This is a genomic window from Floridaenema fluviatile BLCC-F154, assembly GCF_041929135.1.
In the GTDB taxonomy this organism is placed as follows: domain Bacteria; phylum Cyanobacteriota; class Cyanobacteriia; order Cyanobacteriales; family Aerosakkonemataceae; genus Floridanema; species Floridanema fluviatile.
Map to the genome: position 1 here is coordinate 115317 of NZ_JBHFNS010000019.1, position 19580 is coordinate 134896.

Below are 19580 nucleotides of genomic sequence, written 5' to 3' on the forward strand. Positions count from 1 at the left end.
CAAAAGTTGTCGGCTAACAAATTAATATCGTCCAAGTTTACAAGCTTGTAATTCTTGCAAAATAATGATTTTAGCCATTTTAACACTGTTTGGCTTCATGGTTCAATTGCCCAATTTCTCTAACTCCCTAACAAATGAGCGAACCGTAAGCTAAACTTATAAATTACAGAGGTTTTCCTCGTAGCAATAATTACAATTACCATAGTATAGGCGTAATAAGTTTTTTCTTGTTGGCTACCTTAAGATAGATGCCAAACCGAAATAAACCCAGGATAATATTTGACAATAATAGCCAAAATAGGAGCCATAATTGTGCGTTTTGGGCAATGGTTAGGAGTATTTGCCTTCATTATATCTGTTTATATATTGTGGCAAATTCACCAGATTGTATTGTTAGTATTTGGTGCAGTAGTTTTGGCAACGGTTTTGAATAGAATAGTCATATTATTTCAGCGAACTCGGATGAAACGAGGTGTTGCTGTTGGTTTAACAGTTTTACTTTTACTATTATGTATAGTTGGTTTCTTTGCACTGATATTTCCACCAATTATCGATCAAGTACAAAAATTAGTTGATTTATTACCCCTATCTTTACAAAGATTGCGTCTCTGGTTTGACTGGATACAAACTGTAGTTCCACAACAACTAGTAGATAATATTCGTAGCTTGGAAGGAATGACACAAAATTTACAAAATTGGGCAAGTCGGCTGTTCAGCAACTTTTTTACTATCTTCAACAATTCTTTGAATATTCTCTTAAATTTTCTCCTATTCTTAGTAGTAACTATCATGTTTCTGGTGAATCCTGCGCCATATCGTCGAGTTTTTGTGCTGGCATTTCCGGCATTTTATCGGCGGCGAGTTGAGGAAATTCTTTCCGAGTGCGAAAGCTCTTTGGTTGGCTGGATTAGAGGCACTCTATTTGATATGCTGGTTATTGCTATAGTTAGTTATATTGGCCTATTAATTTTACAAGTGCCATTGCCCTTAGTTAATGCGTTATTGGCAGGTTTGTTAGAATTTATTCCTAATGTTGGCCCAACTTTAAGTGTATTTCCACCTGCATTGCTGGCTTTACTTGATACACCTTGGAAAGCTGGTGCAGTGATAATTTTGTATATTATCATTCAACAGTTTGAAGGCTTAATTTTAGTACCAATGGTGATGAAGCAGCAGGTGTCTTTGTTACCCGTATTTACTATTTTATCAGTGGTAATTTTTTCCAGCTTTTTTGGATTTTTGGGTTTATTTTTAGCAATTCCGTTATTAATTGTGGTACAAATTTGGTTGAAGGAAGCCTTGGTTAAGGATATACTTAATCAATGGCAATCTAAAGAACAGAAAAAAGAACAAGAAGATAAAAAACAAGAACTAATTTCCCAAGCGGTAACAGGTGAAATTTATATGAATGAAGTGGATAATAGGAGAAAGGGAAAGGAATAATTCCACCCTTTCCCTTTCTCATTTTCCATTTAACCAAGCAGTATTTTATTGTTGTGCTGTGATGCGAGAAGCGGGAGAATTAAACAAAGCTTTAAAGTTAGATTTGCGTTCGGCGCTAGGTTCTGGTGCGTATTCCCAAAGGCTTTCGTAGAAGAAGAAAGCTACGCCTAAACCCCGATCGCGTGCTGCTTTTACTTTAGACTTAATTAATGGCATGGGCATGGGGCGATTTCTTAAACCTGTGAGAACACCAATTGCGGTAGGAATTTTTTGTTGCGCTACTTGAATTTCCGATCGCCCAATTTGATCGAGAAAACTAGTCATATCAGGACGATAAACCTGCACGATTAATTCATCAACAATATTTTGATCTACCCAAGTTACCCAATCTTGCAAAAAACTATTGTAAGCGGTGATGTAAGGATTAGGTGCAACGGAGAAAATTGCTTGAGGTTTTCTCTGTTTGACTGCATGATTTAATTGAGTCATGAAGGCGGTAATTTTATCCGCACGCCAACGTACCCAAGCAGGATCTTGGGGATTTCTGGGTGCATTTTTACCAGTTTCTTGTTTGTATAAAGCTAGGGTGTAGCGATCGTATCCGAACTGATTCGGTAAGCTAGTGTGATCGTCAAATTGAATGCCATCAACATTATATTTAGCGATCGCTTCTACCACTAAATCAGTAATAAATTGCTGCACTTCGGGAAGGAAAGGATTTAACCAAACTACTTCCCCCGCTGCACTATTTGAAGTTAGACTACCGTCCTGTTTTTGTGTTAGCCAATGGGGATGATTTAAGACTAATTCGGAACTTTGGGGAGCCATGAAACCAAACTCAAACCAGGGAATTACTAGTAATCCTTTGCTATGAGCAAATTTCACTAAGTCTGCCAAGATATCTTGTCCTTGTAACCCTTTACCAATATAAGATTGATAAATGCCTGTTCGTTGCGCTACTGCACTGTTGGGGTACTGCACATAGCCAGAATTCCACACCACTGGATAAATAGTATTGAAATTCAATTGTGCTAATTGATTCACCGCATTTTGCAATTTGGCGCTATCCATCAACACATCAGTATCATTGTTCGTCATCCAAACTCCCCGAATTTCCTGCGCTGGTGGCTGTGCAACTGGTGGCGCAATCTGTTCTTGGGGGATGAAACTCAGTTGGGCAAATGCTTTGATTGGTTGACCAATGAGCAAAACTGCGATCAGTGATGCCATAGCGAGCAAGCCAAAGTATTTAGGCGAGAGTCGCCATTTTTTGCGGCTCAAAGCTGATTTTTTTGACTTTAATCGTGAGTTTGCTATCAAAGCTCTTAGTTGCATAGCGACTTAATAATTCTTTAAGATTAACATTATACAGGTATTTTTGCTCACTCAGTAAACTTTGACTGATGAGCAAAATAACTGGATTTAATTTCATCTACAGATAGCGTATTCCGGTTTACGGATTTTGTTACTGATGAGTTTTGTGATTTTTCAACTTAGCCGATCGGATCTTCAGATTAATTTAGACAAATGTCTTCCTTTGATTTTAAAAGGAATAATTCCCGCATGAATTCGCTGTTAAACCAACAAATTCAGCCAAAAGTTCAGGGAATAGCCGAGAGATTTTATTTCTTATGGAAGTCGAAGATTGGCGATCGCATCACTATCGTAAAGTAAAGGTCTGTTGTCAGGACTTCAGTCCTTCAATCACCTGATGTCAATCCCCTAAAAGATAGGGAAATTTCCATGCAAACCAATTTAGAAAAAACCACAACCGACGACAAACTAAGAAGAATTGCCAACGTTTTGCGCTGGACAGGATGGGCAAGTTTTTGGCTACAGTTAATATTGCTTGCTGCGGCAACAATAATGTTAATTTTGGCAATTTCCGGTCGCAGTTTCAATCGTGCAGTAACACCAGAAGTTGGAGTAGCAGCAGTTAATTACAGTGAAGCAACAACACCTGGAATAGGAATAGGCATATTCTGGGCGGGATGCGGAATTGTAGTATTATTATTTGCTCTTTTTATCGCTTTTCGGCAAACTCGTTTAGCGAAGAGATTATTTAAAACAAACGAGCTAATTCATCCCCAAAAATCTGAGGTTTTACAAGTTCTTCGTTGGGGTGTAATTACAGGTTTCGTGGGAATGTTGTTAACTATTTTAGGAGGTGGAACAACGCTTGGTGTATTATTGTCAAAATCTATTGCTCAACCTCAAGGCGTAGCAATTTACGACCCCACCAGAATTATTAGGTCATTAGACATTTTTGTAGCCACAGCAAACATGAATGGAATTACGGCTCACTTTATCGGAACCGTAACTTCTTTAGGATTAATTAACTGGTTAAATCGTCAATAATAGTTCTCCCGTACTTATGGCAATAAGTAAAACTGAGCAATTCCTAAAATGCTTGATTTATAAAAAATCCCAATCCCCAATCCCCAGTCCCCAGTCCCCAGTCCCCAAAACCACAAGTACGAGAAAACCAAATTAATTCAATCCCATTCCCTCATTTTCCGTAACTAATAATTTACCTTCTCCCTCATAAACCCAAACAAAACCTTCACCTCCACCTCTACCAAAGTGACCTAATTTGCGATAATCTTCAGCAATTCCCTTAGTAAAACCTTTCACCATATCGAAATCAGCAATTAGAATTTCACCTCTGTTTAATTCCACAACTTTTGCAGGTGCAGTTGTTCCCAATACAGCTTTTGCTGTTTTATTTGGCAAAGCTTTGATGGCAATTCTCCATGTACCATCGCTAGAACCAAGCATTTGTCGATACTTCAATCTTTTCGCCCCAATGACTACATTATCGGAACAAAATTGAAATACCCCATCATCAAATTCCCATTGTTCATTCTCTAAAATGTCGATCGCTGTATAATGCAAAAAACTACCTTTTTGTCGCGGTTCTAAATGTACAGTACCAGTCCCTTTATAAACCGGGGCGTTATATTCAATTTCTGTGGTTAAAGCTACCCAAATATCTCGTAACCGATTATCAGTTTTATAAATTTCATAAGATAATTTACCCATACATCTGTGTAAACTACCTTTTTGAATAATTACTCCCGAATTTTCCAGACGAATTTCAACTTGTTGGACAAAGGGAATACTTCTGGTCGGATGGTAATATTTGTTAGTTTCTTTGTTAATATTATTTTGCAGATACCACAAGTCTGTCGGTTCCAAAACTTTAACTAGATATTCCATATCATCAATGACACCTTTTCAAAGTTGACCAATCATTTTATGAGTTTGGGGAATCACCCGCACTTGTTTAACAAATCGCTTCATTAAACCTTGCCATTCTAAAACCAAATCTGGCGCAGGTGCTAAGATTGTTGGTTGATTAGGAATAGGCGTTACAGGTTGCAAAAATATGGGAATTTTTGGGTCGCAATTTGCTACTAATTCTCCCGCTAATTCTAACTCTTTGGGATTAGTTTGACTGGAAACAATCAGCTTAACAAAAGTTTCCACGTTAGCATCATGGCATAACTTCAAAAACTCTTGGTGCGCTGACCAATAATTTTCTCCGCTAACACTCGGCAATTTGATATCCATACCCACAGAATCCAAATAAGGTAAAACCATTGCTAATTCTTCCGGGCGATGTCCGCCTGTTTCTAAGTAGATGGGCAACCCCGTGATTTTACGTACTTCTGGGAGAAATTGAAATAAAAAATTTGCGTGAAGTAACGGTTCTCCTCCAGTCAAACTAATGCTATCATGCAACGCTGGTTGGTTTTGCTTTTCTACCCAACTCAATAATGATGTTAGTTCAATGGGATTGGGATAGTTGAGAAAATCTCGTTTTCCCGGTGTTTGTTCAATTTTACAGGTGGGTGGTGTTTGCCAGGTGTGGGCGCTATCACAATACTGACAACGCAAGTCACAGATGGCGAAACGGATGAAAATTTGGCGTGTACCAACGTTAAGTCCTTCACCTTGAATTGCGGAAAACAGTTCAATTAATCGCGCTTTTGGGAAATTATCGCTCATTTTTAGTCTCTTTTGCTGGAAACCATACTAACTTTTATTTTTCTGGTTGTTTTACTCTATTACCAATTTATAAAGTTTGTTTAAGCTAATTGGAATTTAACGATCAAAAATTCAGTGAAATCACATAAATTTATTTAACATTATAATCAAGCTCTATGGAAATAAATTTAGAATAGTAAGTGTTTTCATCTATCGCATTTCAATTGGTTAGGGAGTTTATCTGAAACTTCAAAAAGAACATTGCCGTATATCTTTTTAGTGAAGATTACAGATAAACCCTAGCCATATCCGGGAAAATCAGGTTATTTTATTTAAGGGATATCTCTAGGGTAGGTAGTTCTGCTTCTTTATCGGTGCATCTTTTGACTTGGTAGGATGATATTTTCAGTATAAAGGGAAACTGGTTTTTCCAGTAACAGGATGTTCAAACTTGTTCGTCGGGTAAGTTAGAGCGATCGAAGTAAGTATAGAAAGCTTCGTTTCATCATACTGAAAAGGAGTTGAAAATATTTACGGCAAAGCTTAAACGATTCCCAGTGATTAACATCACAAATTTTAAGTATTTCCTCTCACTAAATGCTGAGATTACTATCATCTTTTATTAAAGTCTTCAATCACCTGTTGCTCAGAGAAAAAACAGTAAATTACTATCAAGAGTTAACTGATCTAGCAATGCCATCTCAGAGTTTTCTATCTCAAGCTAAAACTAACCAATCAAGAGTGTTAAGAACTCACTCTTTTGGCAATGCAGCAAGTTATATTGAGCAGGATGAATTCCCCAGTCAGTCAAATCAACCGGGAAAACAACTTGCTTATGCACAAGAAGAAATTTGGCAATTTTTCTTAAAACTTGTAAAATCTACAGCACCAGAAATAGTATTAAAAGAATTTGACGACTTATTTATTAATCCCAGTTTTTCGTCCGATCCTGAGATAGAAAAAGCTCTGAAAATTATAGTATTATCTCACAATGAACAAGAATTTAGGAATACTCTAAAACGTTGTATTTATACTCTGCTTAATACCTGGATTTATAGCAGAAAATACCAGTATGCTCAAAGTTTAATTGACAAGCTTTCTATTCCTCATCTTACCTATCGTGGCTCATCTACGTTTTTGCGGAGTCTGAGAAGCTTGTTAATTAATTTTATTAAAAGCCCAGATTATCAAGAAGTAAAAGTTTTTGCAGCAAAATATGATTATCAAGAAATAGAAAATTGGAAGTCTCGTTATACTTCTTATTTACTAACTCCTCAATATCTTAATTCTCACAATTCTTTAGAACAACGCCAAGCGGCTAGAAGATTGTCACAACAGTTACAAGATAAATACAAGTTTGATTTGGCAATGTATACGGCTCATTCTCATGCTACTTCATTTCCCAATGACAAAGTTAAAAATCCTACTGCTTTAGGCAATGAAGCTTTACGGTTAATTAAGAAACTCTTAGCAAAACGGGGATTTTTTAATTATATACATCTAGCTAATATTTTTTTAAATCAAACTCAACAACTAAATTACCAACAGTTTAAACAAAGTTTACTAAAATATTTAATTTTTTCTTTGGAAAGTGCAGGGTTAGTAGAATCTATAAAAATGCAGCTAACACATAAATTAGATATTCTTTATCAACATGAAGATCGGGAAGTTTTGCGAAACGGTTTGATTCTGAGAACTTCTAATCGAATGGTTGAATATTTAACTATTGACAAGAATAATAAACCTTCCGATCTATTTATTTTAATTGCTTCCCAAGGCAATCCTTTAACTTTAGCAATTCTAATTCTCAAGGTATTATTAATTTCTCCTCCTTCGCGAACTTATTTAGAATTATGTATGTCGAAATTGATTGATTATTATGGAAATTACTCAGAGCAGGATTGCCAATGGGTAATTAATTTTCTGGAAGTTACTAAGATGATCTTAACAATGTACACAGAAAATGTTAAATATAATTTAGTGAATATGGAACAGAGAAATTTACCTTGTCAGACAATGATAGATGAAGATTATTATCGAATTTTTTCCCAATCCTTTAGTGAAGATTTATAAATTTAGTTTTACTTTTTAACTCTGTGTCTAATTTATTTACTTATATAATTACTTCTTATTTTAAGAAATAGTGCTATTGTTACCAAGGTTGTTAACATAAAGAAAGCAACTGAGGAAACGGCAATGTTTGTAACAGAAAATACTGGGAAACACGATTACATCTACAGCAACGGCGTGAAGCTACATTATGTAACTCAGGGAGAAGGTTCCTTGATGCTAATGTTGCATGGTTTTCCTGAGTTTTGGTATTCTTGGCGACATCAAATTCCTGAATTTGCCAAAGATCGTAAAGTAGTAGCTGTTGATTTGCGTGGCTACAATGATAGCGAAAAACCTGCAAATAAATCCGCTTACGTGATGGATGAATTCATCAAAGATGTTAAGGGAATAATTGAGGGATTGGGTTACGATCGATGTATTTTGGTAGGACATGATTGGGGTGGTGCGATCGCTTGGTATTTTGCCTACACCTATCCCGAAATGGTAGAAAAATTGATTGTATTAAACATTCCCCATCCCGCTAAATTTGCTCAAGGTTTACGCACTCGCCAACAGTTATTCCGCAGTTTTTATATATTTTTGTTTCAATTACCTTGGCTACCAGAATTAGTGCTGCAACAATTAGATTATCAAATAATTAAAAAGCTGTTTACTGGCATGGCAGTGGACAAAAATGCCTTTAGTCAAGCAGATATTGAAGCTTACAAAGATGCCGCAGCAAAACCTGGCGCATTAACCGCGAGTTTGAATTATTATCGCAATATTTTTCAACAGAAATTGTTGCATCAAAATTGGGGAATTTTGGAAGTACCAACTTTGATGATTTGGGGAGAAAAGGATACTGCGCTTGGTAAAGAACTGACTTTCGGAACAGAAACGTATGTTGAGGATTTTCAATTGAAGTATATTCCTGATGCTAGTCATTGGGTACAGCAGGAAAAGCCGGATTTGGTAAATCAATATATGCGGGAGTTTCTACCATAAATCAGAATGGGGAATAGTGCGTTAAGTCACACTTTTCCTTTTTAAATGCAGCGGTATAAGTACTTAATACTGCATACTGCTCGGGTTTGGGTAGGGGTGAAGCATACCTTTGAGGAACTGCTTCGCAGAACGGGTAAGAATTTTGCTTAAACCCTAGCTAATACCTACGGCACGCTACGCGAACGCCCCTACAGAGCAGATCGGATTTGCTTAACCGAGCAGTATAGCAAGGCTTAGGTATTCGCAGGTAGTACAAATGTAAACTTGATATTGAGTAGAAATTTATACAAACTTTACAAAACAACCTAAAATTATTTTGTTTCAGTAAAAATTAATGAGAAACTCTAGCTATATCCAGCAAAATCGGGTTATTGTTTACTTGAATAAATTTATTAATCTTTAATTAATCAACTTTTGCTGAGGTGCATCTTTATGACATAGCGAAATTGTTTTTCAGCATAAAACCAAACTCTTATGTTTCATTAACAGGGTGCTAAATGTCTTTAATCTAGACATTTTCAATAATTGGTTGTTTGCCCAGGCAGAAGCCTAACTAATCAATCAAATTATCTAGTTCTACAAAATCATCTACCACAATTTAAAAGAGCAGAACGATCGCATTTCTCGATCGAGTAAGGTAGACACTTATGTACTCATCGGCTTCATGGTACTGAAAGTTAATCAAAAATGTCTACCCAATAATTGATCTCACAAAGCTTAAGTATTTAGTGAAAGTAAATACTTAAACTAATTTCATCATTTGTAGAAGCCCTCATTTACCTAGTCAACTGAGAAAGATATCAAGAGTTAATGGATCTACCAATGCTAACACACACTTTCGTATCCCAACCAAAAGCTAATCAGTTAAGAGTAATTAAAACTCACTCTTTTGACAATGCAGTAAGTAATATTGCCTCTGATACATTTCCCAGTCAGTCAAAGAAACAGGCAAACAATATTGGTGCGGCACAAGAGAAGATTTGGCGATTTTTCCTCAATCTTGCTAAAACTGCTGCCCCAGAGATAGTGTTAGCGAAATTTGAAAACTTATTTATTAATCCTAGCGTTTACTCGAAGCTTGAGATTGACAAAGCTTTGAGGCTCATAGTTTTATCTCATAGAGAGTCAGAGTTTAGAAATACTCTAAAACGTTGTATTTATATTCTCCTCAATACCTGGATTTATAGCCGAAAATCCCAATATGCTCCAATTTTGATTGAAAAGCTTTCCGTGACTAATCTCAACTATAGTGAAACACCTCTATTTTTGCGGACTTTGAGAAGTTTGCTCGTGAATTTTATTAACAGCCCAGATTATCAAGAAGTAAAACTATTTGCTTCTAGATATGATAATCAGCAAACTGGAAACTGGAAATCTCGTTATACTTCTTATTTACTCACTCCTCAGTATCTTAATGCAGAAAATCCTTTAGAACAACGCCAAGCTGCGAGAAGATTGTCACAACAATTGCAAGATAAGTTCAAGTTCGATCTGGCAATATATACGATTCATTCCGATCGGGCTTTATCTAAGAATAGCAAAGTTAAAAATCCGACTGCTTTGGGTGACGAAGCTTTAAGGTTGATTAAGAAAATTCTCGTCAAAAATGGTCATTTTAGTCATATTAATTTAGCTGCGATCTTCTTGAATCAAACTAAACAACTAAGCTACAGCCAGTTTAAAGAAAGTTTACTGAATTATCTGATATTTTCTTTAGAAAGTACAGGTTTAGGAGAATCTATCAAAACGCAGCTAGCCCAGAATTTGGCTACTCTTTACCAACATGAAGATCGGCAAGTATTGCAAAATGGTTTGATTTTGCGGACTGCGAATCGGATGATTGAACATTTAACTATTAACAAAAATAAGCAACCCTCCGATCTGTTTGTTTTAATTGCTTCTCAAGGGAATCCCTTAACTTTAGGAATTTTGATTCTCAAACTATTATTAATCTCTCCTGCTTCACGGACTTACTTAGAACTATGTATGTCAAAACTGATCGATTATTATGGAAATTACTCAGAAGAGGATTGTCAATGGGTAATTAACTTTCTGGAGATTACTAAGATTATCCTCACTGTGTATACAGGAGATATTAAATACAACTTAGTGAACATGGGGCGAGAAAATTCATCTTGTCAGACAATGATGGATGAAAATTCCTATCGGGTTTTCCCTCAAATTTATGGAGAGGGTTATTTAAGTAAAGCTTAGTAGAAAGGTGCGTTACTTTACACTAACGCACCCTACAATTTAGTTCAGTTGTGCGCTGCGTCTGAGGTAGTAGACTAAGGCAAGACCGATCGCACTCACCAAAATTAACAACCATTCCCCAGGTTCGGGAACTGCGGAAACTGGAGTCGGAACACTCAAGTTACTAGGTTTAGGTAACTGTTGATCTTCGATTTCTCGGTTAAAGCGATCGCTTCGTTGTTCCGCCCGCTTTAAATCCTCCCGCTGACGGTCATTTACTAACACAATCATCGAAGAATAAGGCGTAACAATTTCATATTGCTTCGCCACCGCATGAATCGCATCTAACTGTTTCACATTTTTTGGTTGCATTTGGCGACTTAAATGTGTCACCCATTGACGTGCAGCTATGGGAGTAAATCCGCCAACAGCTTGCGGCGCTTGATTATTATTTTGGTTAATAAACCAAGCATAACCATCCGCCAAATTTACCGCAGATTCTCCTAAACTAGATTGCGTACCAATCCGCTGCATCGCCGTTTTCATATCACTCGATACACCGCCGCCACTATCTTGAAGTGCTTGCAATGTTGCATCATCGTAAGCAGCAGGAAAACCACCTAAATGTACCATCCACAAAGGCGCAGACAACTTGAGCACCATCTTATTATTTTCTGTGAGTTCGTAACTTCCGGCATCTGTCAACAAAATAATCGCATCGTAAGATTTATTTCCCTGTAACTGCTGGAATTGTTGCAACATTTGGCGATGTTCAAGTGTACCAAAAAACATTGCTCGATCGGGTTTAAAACCTTGTAAACCATCTAAACGTTTTGGTGTTCCTTGCGCCGCTGTGAGATAAAGATCGGCAGTATTTTGCTTGAGAACTTGTTCTTGTAACCAGCGAAAAGTGGAGGCTACTTCCGATCGATGGTCATTCATACTATAAGAACCATCAAGAATTACCGCAAACCGCTGATTTTGAGGTAATTTATATTCCGCATCAAAGGGTTTTGCTTGGATTAAATAGTTTTCAGGTAACGCAACTTGATGCAGAGTTGGTTGTCCATCTTTTGCTGGAAGAGAGTCAGGAAGCCAGCGATCTTTTGCTGCTACTTTCTTACCATTAATCATGCGTTGAGTGGCAGAATTCCAGTAAAGATTTCGCCGTTCTTCCAACTGAGGTAAGGGCCAATTATCATTTTGTTTGAGTACTTTGTAAGTTAACCACAGGTGCATTTCTCCCCGATCTTTTTGGGGAATGGGAAAAGCACGCAAACGATAATTACGCGGGCCCACTTGTTCGAGTAAAGCAGGATCGACGCGACGGGCAACTTCTCGATTGTAAACTTCTTGGGCTGCACCACGAGGGGAAACAGTGAAGGGAAAACTCTGCGATCGATCGCCATTTTCACCCAACCAAACACCCGTCACCACTGCTGTTTCTGGTAGCGAAAAGTAATAGAGAATTTCCTCTTGGCTATAGGTTTGATTCTGATAAACTTCATAGATTTCGATATCTGCCCAATCGCCTTGAGGCTTAACAGTTATCTGTTGTTGTGCCAGTAAAACCCGCTGTTTATTAATATCTAACAATCCTGCTTTTGCTTCATTTCGCATAAAGGTAGATTGCAATGCTTTCTCAATGGCTGGTCTTTCGGCGCGGATAATGGGAGTATCGAAAAATTGAGCATAAAGTCCGGCGGCTTTTTCTCGATCGTAATCAGCACCTTTATAAGTAAAAGGAGAAACTAAAAAGTTATAAATCTCCTGCAAACTTCGGGCAGAACTTTCCGGCAAAAACCATCGATACATTTCAAAGATAGTGTCATCCTGAAACCGAGGATAGCGGTAGGATGCTAAGTAAGCTGTTAGCAATCCATTGCGAATTAAGTTGGATTTTTGGAGTAATTCTTGTCTTGCTTTTTCGGTTTGTGGTGGCGTTGCTAGGAGTTTAAAAGCTTCGATTTGGGGTTGTGGTTGAACGAGGGCAAAAAGTCCGATCCAAGTAACAACAACGATCGCAGTTAATGCAGCGGTTTTCGATCGACCATAGCGAGAAGAGAGTTGATTAAAGCTTTGCCGCCAAGCGCGATAGTAAGTTCTTCCCATTCCCCAAGGCATACTAAAAAATCCCAGTATTAGGATTGTTAAGGGAAATAGAATGACGGCAAAAACTACTAAATAGGCGCTACCCACTATGGAAAATAAAGTAATGGGCAGGACATAAAATGCTGCTAAAGTTAATAGGTAAATGGCAATTCCTAACAGTAGCGTATGTCCTACCAAATGTGCCCAATTTGAGTTATTAGATTCTGGATGACTAGCGGTAAATAGCCAATGGGTAAAGGCAATAGTTCCGACTAATCCTGTCAGTAATACTAAGGTTGTAACTGGGTTTAAATCTCGCAGTCCGAAGAAGCGAAACAGACATAAAAGTAGGAAAGGTGCTTCGATGCCATAAAATATTTGAAACAGGGAGATCGATCGGGTAAATCGCTTTGGCGAAGTTGATTGTTGTTGTTTGGGAAGTGCGCCGATGACTGTGCAAGTTGTTGGTACACCGACTAATCCGACAAAGGGCAAAAGAAAGTTTAAGGGAACTTGTCCGGCGATCGCATCATTAATTATTGCTGGACCAAGACTAGGCAAATATCCCACATAAACAATCAACAAAAGCGTTACATTAAATATCCAAAAGAAAATCGCAAATGCCTTTTTCATAGCATAGCTCCTTGAAATTTATCGGCAATAGCTTGATGAACTTCTGTCAAGAAAGTTACAACTTCCGGGTTATCGGGTTGATAAGATCGATCGAATAAAACCGAAATCATTACCCAACTAAGTTCTCGGCGCGTCACTTCTCCCCAAATCCGAGAAACAAAATCATCTGTAGTGCGTTGGGAAGATTGAAACCAATAAACTGCTTTGTGATTTCCCTGATTTAATGATAGCCAACGTCCGGTAATATCAGAGGTAAATTGCCGTTTTTCCATGCTATTTACCTGAAATCCCATGCCAGCTAAACAGAGTTCTGGGGCGTGTTGCGCTTGCCGAGTGGTACTAGAAACTAGTAGGATGGTGCCGGAAATGCCGTTAAAGTCGAATCGGAGTTTTTGCGCGATCGCACCCGGATAATCAGCAAAAAACTCCTCTTCAACACTCTTCAAAGGCACACTTTGAATCGGAAAAGACAAAGAAGCTTGCACATTTGTTAAAGCCAGAGGTGCTGCTTTTAAATGCGACTGAGGAACGAAAGTCAACCCCAAAATACACACAATTAATACTATTTGAACTAAGTAAGGGTTACGATGAGAAGCATCTAAAGAGAAGCTAAACGCCCCTCTGCCCCTCTGCCCCTCTGCCCCTCTGCCCCGCAACGGTACGCCTCGCAACAATCCCCAAGTCAGCAAACAAGTAGTAGTAAAGGCAAATATTCCTAAAGGAATATGCAGAAGATGGGCAAGTTCTGATTGTCCAAAAGTGTAGGTTGTGACAACTAAAGTTAGCACTCTCGCAATATTGGCAAGTATTAAAAGAACAAAATTAGCCACACAAACGAGTAACCAATGTAGTCCAATGCGGCGATTTTCTAACCAAGTTGCTGCTAGCAGAAACAGCGTTCCCACCCACAAACTTTTCATGCCACTGCAAGGCAAATCGACATGAGCAATGCCATTTTCTAAGAGTATGATATCTTCGGAAGAAATTGCCGCAATGTGCCAATGTGCTAAAATCCTTTCGACAGCATGGGCAGTTAAAAGACGCATGGGAAAGCCCAAACCTGTTGTAAATTGGATGCTAAATGGTAATAAACAGGCAATGGCAAATGCTAAAGGTAATCCTTTTCGCCAATTTTCCGGGTTAAGAAAAAGCCCGATTAATCCGTAAGTTCCTAGAATGAAAAGTAAGATGGGTAGCTGTTCGATTTCGAGGAAGTGGGGAATGGCGATCGCCCCAATAGCACTTCCCATCATCACAATTAAAGGCAAAGTATGCAACACAGGAACGGCTGAAAAATTCAGTTTTTCAAAATACCGTAATCCTTGAATAATTAGCAGCAACCCTCCCAAAGCCACTAACATTAAACTAAATGGTGCCGCTTTTGGTAAAGTTTGCGCCAACCATTGCAAACTCGATAAATTCAAATACAACCAACTCAAGATAACTAAGCAACTTCCGCCAAGTATTGCCCAATTTACACCTTGTTTGGTTTCAAAGCGAACTAATTTGTCTTCACTAATCATACTGTCTACATTTACCAATGGTTTTCGGACAGTCCTGTAGAAATATTGCGAGTAAATCGCCCCATTTCTCAGTCAAATTTTTTCTAACTTCAATTCCTCAAAGCGACATTCCAGATGAAATCCGTATGAAGTGTCACAAGAACAAGGGGAAATTTAACCTTTAACCTTTTAACTTGGGTTGTTTCTTTCGGGTAAGAATTGTTTTAAAATTTCGCTTGGTTGACGATCCCAGGTGTCGATATGTTCGTAAATTAAACCTTCTTTGGTTAATTTGTAAGTTGAGTAACCGTTAAAAAATATGTTAGCTTTCCAGGGAAGGCGTAGTTTTCCTCTAACAGTCCAATTTGCTAAAATAATATCTTCTGCGGTTTGTTTCACGTCATGTAAATCGAAGTAAAGTTCGGTGAAAAATAACTTTCCGTGAAATCGCAATGTCCAAAAGATAATTCGATAGTTTAATTTGCCTTTGAATTTGTTAACTGGGTCTTGAAAGTAGATATCTTTGGTGTAAATTTCATAAGAAATATCTCTCTCGAAAAGGGTGGGTAGGTCTTTTTCGAGTGTGGTGATTACTTGTTGAATTTGCTGTTGGTATTCCACGATTTATTAAGATTTTTTTGAACCGCAAAGACGCGAAGGACGCGAAGAAAAGAATAAGAGAAATTCAGATGATTTTATAGGGAAGCTTTGGGTTGTTGGAAGGTGTAGATATCTTTAATTACTTTTACCCAACCTTCGGAAACTGATTCTAAAATTCGATCGCCCTTTTCCCTAGTCGCCGTAGTTGGATCGCCAACAACGCCACTTTTACTTAAGTCTTTTGTCACCCAAGCGAAGGGTAACTTTCCTTCCATACTTAACAGGCTATCTTTTGGGAGTTCTGGGGGGTATTCTGCGATCGCATTTTCCATTTTTACTTGTTCTGGCAAAATGGAAAGCAACAAACTAGTTTCCGCATCTCCTGCATGAATGCCGAACTCTCTTTCTTTGGGAGTTAATAACTCGCTTACATTGTGGGGAACTCGCCAAGTAAACAGAGGAAAAACCATTAAATCATCATATTTTAAGTGTAAATCTCGCGCCGCTATTTCCATAATTTGTGGTTGTCCACCGTGAGAATTCATTAATACTAACTTGCGAAATCCTGCACGGTAAATACTGTCTGCAATTTCGCAAATAGTGGTAATTAATGTTTGGTAACTGAGAGTAATTGTACCGGGAAAATGCCAATGTTCGTTTGATTTACCGTAGTAAAGAGTTGGTAAAGCAAAAGCGGGAATTGCTGAGTCTAATTTTTCTAAAGCTTTACCTAATACGGCGACACCGATCGCAGCATCGACAATTAATGGTAAGTGAGGGCCATGTTGTTCGATCGCACCCACAGGCAAAATTAACACTACATTTGCCTTATCGGGCATTTCTTGAACATCTTTCCAAGTTAGATAAGGAAAAAAGCGTTTTGGGGGAATGAAACTGTGCATAGTCCGAAATTAATAGATAAAGTTAGCATTTTTTTTGCTTATGCCAAGTGTACTTTTAAACAGTCTGGATAAACCACTTTTTAGAATGTGTGGCAACAATTTTGGCCCCGGCAAGAAGAAGATTCCTAACTGCTGCATCAATCCAAGTGCATCGCCTTGTCCCCAATGCTCAACAATTTTCCCGTTCTCAACTTTATCAATGTGCATGATTGACAAGCTGATTTGCTTGCCTGTTGGTGGAATACCTTGAAATTCTCCCAAGTGCGTTGCTGTAAATGTTCCATGCGTCACAACTTTGTCGCCGGAAATAATTACTTGATCAAAAGTGTGTTGTCCTTGGCTAAAGGCTAAATAAAACGACATCCCAAATTGCTTGAAACTTTCCCTATTTAGTGGCTTTGGCATACCTGCTAGATGAGCGACAAAATCGGGAGCCAAAAGCTCTAAAGCTTGCTCGATTTTGCGATCGTCAAAAGCTTTGTAGAACTGGAGAACTAGGGCTTTGTTTTGTTCAGTCGGCATAGGGAATTTCGTTTTGAACCAAATTGTACACTTTCCTATTGTGAGAAATTTGAGATTGTTGGAAGTTGTTTTTCGATCGCATCACAAGCCACACAAACTCCATTTTCTGCTTGAATAATTTGCCCGATTTCTGTTGCTTTCGCTGCATAACTAGGATTTTCTAATAATTCACCTAACTTTTTGGCTACTCTTGCCGCTGAATACTGCTTGCGGGAAATAGTTTTGGAAGTTCCCAAACGTTCAACTCTTGCGGCATTGTCGGGTTGATCGTGGCTGTAGGGCATTATAAGCGTTGGACGACCCGCCCGTAAAGCTTGGGCGGTTGTGCCGATGCCGCCTTGGTGGACGATCGCACAAGCACGCGGAAAAATTTGCGAATATGGAGTATAACCTACCGCGATCGTGTTTTCCGAAAGATTCTCTGGAGGTGCATTTTTACCAATCAACAAAACTGCACGACGATTTAACAATTTTGCAGCTTGAATACTTTCCTGATAAAAGTTTCCAGGTGTCATAACTGCGGCTGAACCTAGAGTAAAAACGATCGGTGGTTCTCCTACTTCTAAAAATTGCTTAAGTTCTGGTGTAATTTCCCCTTTTTCGTCGCTACCATCGTAAAAAGTAAAACCTGTAATCACCGTATTTTTTGCCCAATCCGGTTGAGGTTTGGCGAATGCTGAGGAGAACATTGCCAGCACAAGAAAAGGAGAATATTTATCTTCAATAAAGGGATTGCCAACTAAGGGAGGTAAGCCGAGTTCTCGTCGTAATTGATGAATCGGTTCTGCCCAAGATTTAGTCATTATTTTTGATAATTGAATTACGCCTTGGTTGGCGATCGAACCAAGCCCACGAAACTTAGATAAAAATGGAAACACAGGGATAACTGATGGGTCGTAAACAGATAGAAATGCGGCAGGTTGTAGGACAGCATTTGTCCAGCGAATCCCTAACTTTTCCGCAACAAATCGCGCCGCAACAACTCCTTCACCGATAATAATAAAATCTGCATCTTTGGCACAGTTCATTACATCTGTGTAGGTTTCGCGTAAATTTGCACAAACCCAATTGCGGATAATATATTCGGTACTTGTTTTTAAATCCATCATTCGCGCCATTTCTTCAGAGTCGTTCAAAGCAGTATTATCAGGGCGCATTCGATGAAATTCAAATCCCAAAGATTCTATTTTGCTTTGATATTCTTTGTGAGTGGCAAACACTACATTGTGACCGCGTTTTTTTAATTCTTGTGCGATCGCAATTTTCGGATGCAGATCGCCAAAAGAACCGATCGTAGTTAAAACAATTCGACTCACTCTTTTACCTCTAGGTCGGTAGCATTAGTTTGACACAAAGGATTCATGAATTTTTTTGTTGCATCAATGCCGCACTACGGGCTGTTGCTGCTTTCAATTCAGCTTCAACTAACTTCTCAAGCTCTATTTGTTGTTCTGCTGGCAATTCCTGCCCCCGCTCCCGTGCTAACCGCCATAAGCTCATCAATTCCGACAGCCGCTCTTGTTGCTCGGCACTAAAAAACCGATCGGGATGAAAGCTTTGAATAAAGAGTAGCGCACTGAATTCCATCTCACCCAACTGAGCAGTTAACGCATCTAAAGCTTGCCCCGCAGTTTTGCCAACAGAATGTTTATTTCCTGCAATAGCACGATAACATTTCTCGCCGTTACTATCAGAAATTGGCAGAATTGATACTGTAGTCATGCTTCCAGTTTAAAGTTATTTGACTTAAATTATAACTCTACACTTCGGCGGTGCAAAAAATTACTTGACTTCCGAGAATAAAATCTTGTAAGGTGCATATCTATTTTGCTGATAAGAACCAACCCAAATGCTATAAGTTCCCGGCAACCATTGACCAGCAATACCCGCATTTTTCCCTTGATAATCATCATTACACCAAGTACCACCAGGGCCACTAATTACTAATGTTGTATCAGCGGGACTAATTACTTGAACTCGCAAATAATTTAAAGGAGAAGTTATTAGTAATGTGTGGTTAGGATTGCGATCGACAAACCCCGTACAAGGCCCAATTTCTGTATCTCTTCGACCAGCAATTTCCCTAGCAAATTCCATTCCCCCACTAATCCCCCGCACAATTTGTGGATCTGGGCGAAACTGCGGGTTAATAGTAATGCCTGGAAAAATAGGAATATTTGGATTAGGAGTTAATTGCCCTTGAGTTTTTCCAATTAAGAGTAAGTTAAAAGATAACAGTATGAATAAACTTAAAACTGAGTTTAGAGTAGTGAAACGAGAATTATTTAGAACTTGCAAAATCGGTTTGTACATAGTGATTTGTGCAGAGAGAGTAAATAATGTTGATTATTTTATCATGATTGGTGGGCATCCTGTGAAACAACATTTATATTGACTAATCCTTTAAAGACTCAAGTTTTGATTAAAATTGATACTATAACTTATAAAGGACATTCTGTTATTAGAATTAATATCCCACCTCAAAAAGAGATTTCCTTTGTAGGCGAAAAAGCGTTTATTAGGGAGGATTCTTCAACTGTAGAAGCTAAAGGACCAAAACTACTTGCTGTTTCTCAACTTTTCCAAAAGTAGTTTATGAAGATGGGGCATGAGATAGTAGCAGTAGCAAATTCGATGACCGGGATCG

Annotated in this window: 18 protein-coding genes; 6 read left to right on the forward strand and 12 right to left on the reverse strand. The window is 38.3% G+C overall.

The features are described from left to right. The first annotated feature begins 312 nt into the window (after positions 1-312). Complete coding sequence (locus ACE1B6_RS04600) at positions 313-1443, forward strand: AI-2E family transporter (protein ID WP_413256065.1); 1131 nt, start codon at positions 313-315, stop codon at positions 1441-1443. A gap of 45 nt (positions 1444-1488) precedes the next feature. Here ACE1B6_RS04600 and ACE1B6_RS04605 read toward each other — a convergent pair whose 3' ends face one another. After that, the gene (locus ACE1B6_RS04605; protein ID WP_459562969.1) at positions 1489-2778 is read right to left on the reverse strand and encodes a glycoside hydrolase family 10 protein; all 1290 of its coding nucleotides are present in this window, start codon (positions 2776-2778) and stop codon (positions 1489-1491) included. After that, a complete protein-coding gene (locus ACE1B6_RS04610) occupies positions 2693-2875 on the reverse strand; it encodes a hypothetical protein (protein ID WP_413256067.1) in 183 nt (60 codons plus the stop codon). The genes ACE1B6_RS04605 and ACE1B6_RS04610 overlap by 86 nt, the downstream gene beginning before the upstream one ends. A gap of 311 nt (positions 2876-3186) precedes the next feature. Between ACE1B6_RS04610 and ACE1B6_RS04615 the strand changes: the two genes are divergently transcribed. Further along, entirely contained in the window at positions 3187-3801 is a 615-nt protein-coding gene (locus ACE1B6_RS04615; RefSeq protein ID WP_413256068.1) for a DUF3611 family protein, read from the forward strand. Between the two features lie 132 nt (positions 3802-3933). Here the strand turns inward: ACE1B6_RS04615 and ACE1B6_RS04620 are convergent, their stop codons facing one another. Then, entirely contained in the window at positions 3934-4662 is a 729-nt protein-coding gene (locus tag ACE1B6_RS04620; protein WP_413256069.1) for an AIM24 family protein, read from the reverse strand. An 18-nt stretch (positions 4663-4680) separates the two neighbouring features. Next, entirely contained in the window at positions 4681-5454 is a 774-nt protein-coding gene (locus tag ACE1B6_RS04625; RefSeq protein WP_413256070.1) for a 7-carboxy-7-deazaguanine synthase QueE, read from the reverse strand. A gap of 672 nt (positions 5455-6126) precedes the next feature. Here ACE1B6_RS04625 and ACE1B6_RS04630 point away from each other — a divergent pair. From ACE1B6_RS04630 to ACE1B6_RS04640, 3 genes are all read left to right on the forward strand, one after another. Continuing rightward, a complete protein-coding gene (locus ACE1B6_RS04630) occupies positions 6127-7506 on the forward strand; it encodes a hypothetical protein (RefSeq protein ID WP_413256071.1) in 1380 nt (459 codons plus the stop codon). 123 nt (positions 7507-7629) lie between these two features. Then, on the forward strand, positions 7630-8490 hold the full coding sequence (locus ACE1B6_RS04635) for an alpha/beta fold hydrolase (protein ID WP_413256072.1): 861 nt from the start codon (positions 7630-7632) through the stop codon (positions 8488-8490). Positions 8491-9312: 822 nt separating this feature from the next. Next, positions 9313-10704 carry a hypothetical protein gene (locus ACE1B6_RS04640; RefSeq protein WP_413256073.1) on the forward strand — a complete coding sequence of 464 codons (1392 nt, stop codon included), beginning with the start codon at positions 9313-9315 and terminating at the stop codon, positions 10702-10704. Positions 10705-10743: 39 nt separating this feature from the next. On the opposite strand, the gene ACE1B6_RS04645 is transcribed toward ACE1B6_RS04640, so the two are convergent. The 8 genes from ACE1B6_RS04645 to ACE1B6_RS04680 form a co-directional block, all read right to left on the reverse strand. After that, positions 10744-13407 carry a TIGR02921 family PEP-CTERM protein gene (locus tag ACE1B6_RS04645; RefSeq protein WP_413256074.1) on the reverse strand — a complete coding sequence of 888 codons (2664 nt, stop codon included), beginning with the start codon at positions 13405-13407 and terminating at the stop codon, positions 10744-10746. Then, positions 13404-14930: an exosortase O gene (gene xrtO / locus ACE1B6_RS04650; protein WP_413256075.1), complete on the reverse strand. Its 1527-nt coding sequence runs from the start codon at positions 14928-14930 to the stop codon at positions 13404-13406. Before xrtO ends, ACE1B6_RS04645 begins: the two co-directional genes overlap by 4 nt. Before the next feature lie 168 nt (positions 14931-15098). After that, a complete protein-coding gene (locus ACE1B6_RS04655; protein ID WP_413256306.1) occupies positions 15099-15533 on the reverse strand; it encodes a DUF2358 domain-containing protein in 435 nt (144 codons plus the stop codon). A 71-nt stretch (positions 15534-15604) separates the two neighbouring features. Next, a complete protein-coding gene (locus ACE1B6_RS04660; RefSeq protein WP_413256076.1) occupies positions 15605-16411 on the reverse strand; it encodes a creatininase family protein in 807 nt (268 codons plus the stop codon). 9 nt (positions 16412-16420) lie between these two features. Then, the gene (locus tag ACE1B6_RS04665) at positions 16421-16933 is read right to left on the reverse strand and encodes an ester cyclase (RefSeq protein ID WP_413256077.1); all 513 of its coding nucleotides are present in this window, start codon (positions 16931-16933) and stop codon (positions 16421-16423) included. A gap of 35 nt (positions 16934-16968) precedes the next feature. Further along, positions 16969-18249 (reverse strand): glycosyltransferase, encoded by a 1281-nt coding sequence (locus ACE1B6_RS04670; RefSeq protein ID WP_413256078.1) that lies wholly within the window; start codon positions 18247-18249, stop codon positions 16969-16971. A 43-nt stretch (positions 18250-18292) separates the two neighbouring features. Further along, positions 18293-18655, reverse strand: a complete 363-nt coding sequence (locus tag ACE1B6_RS04675) for a hypothetical protein (protein WP_413256079.1) — start codon at positions 18653-18655, stop codon at positions 18293-18295. A gap of 60 nt (positions 18656-18715) precedes the next feature. Then, positions 18716-19246 (reverse strand): hypothetical protein, encoded by a 531-nt coding sequence (locus ACE1B6_RS04680; protein ID WP_413256080.1) that lies wholly within the window; start codon positions 19244-19246, stop codon positions 18716-18718. A gap of 78 nt (positions 19247-19324) precedes the next feature. Here ACE1B6_RS04680 and ACE1B6_RS04685 point away from each other — a divergent pair, with 78 nt between their 5' ends. Continuing rightward, on the forward strand, positions 19325-19525 hold the full coding sequence (locus ACE1B6_RS04685) for a hypothetical protein (RefSeq protein ID WP_413256081.1): 201 nt from the start codon (positions 19325-19327) through the stop codon (positions 19523-19525). Positions 19526-19580: the final 55 nt, after the last annotated feature.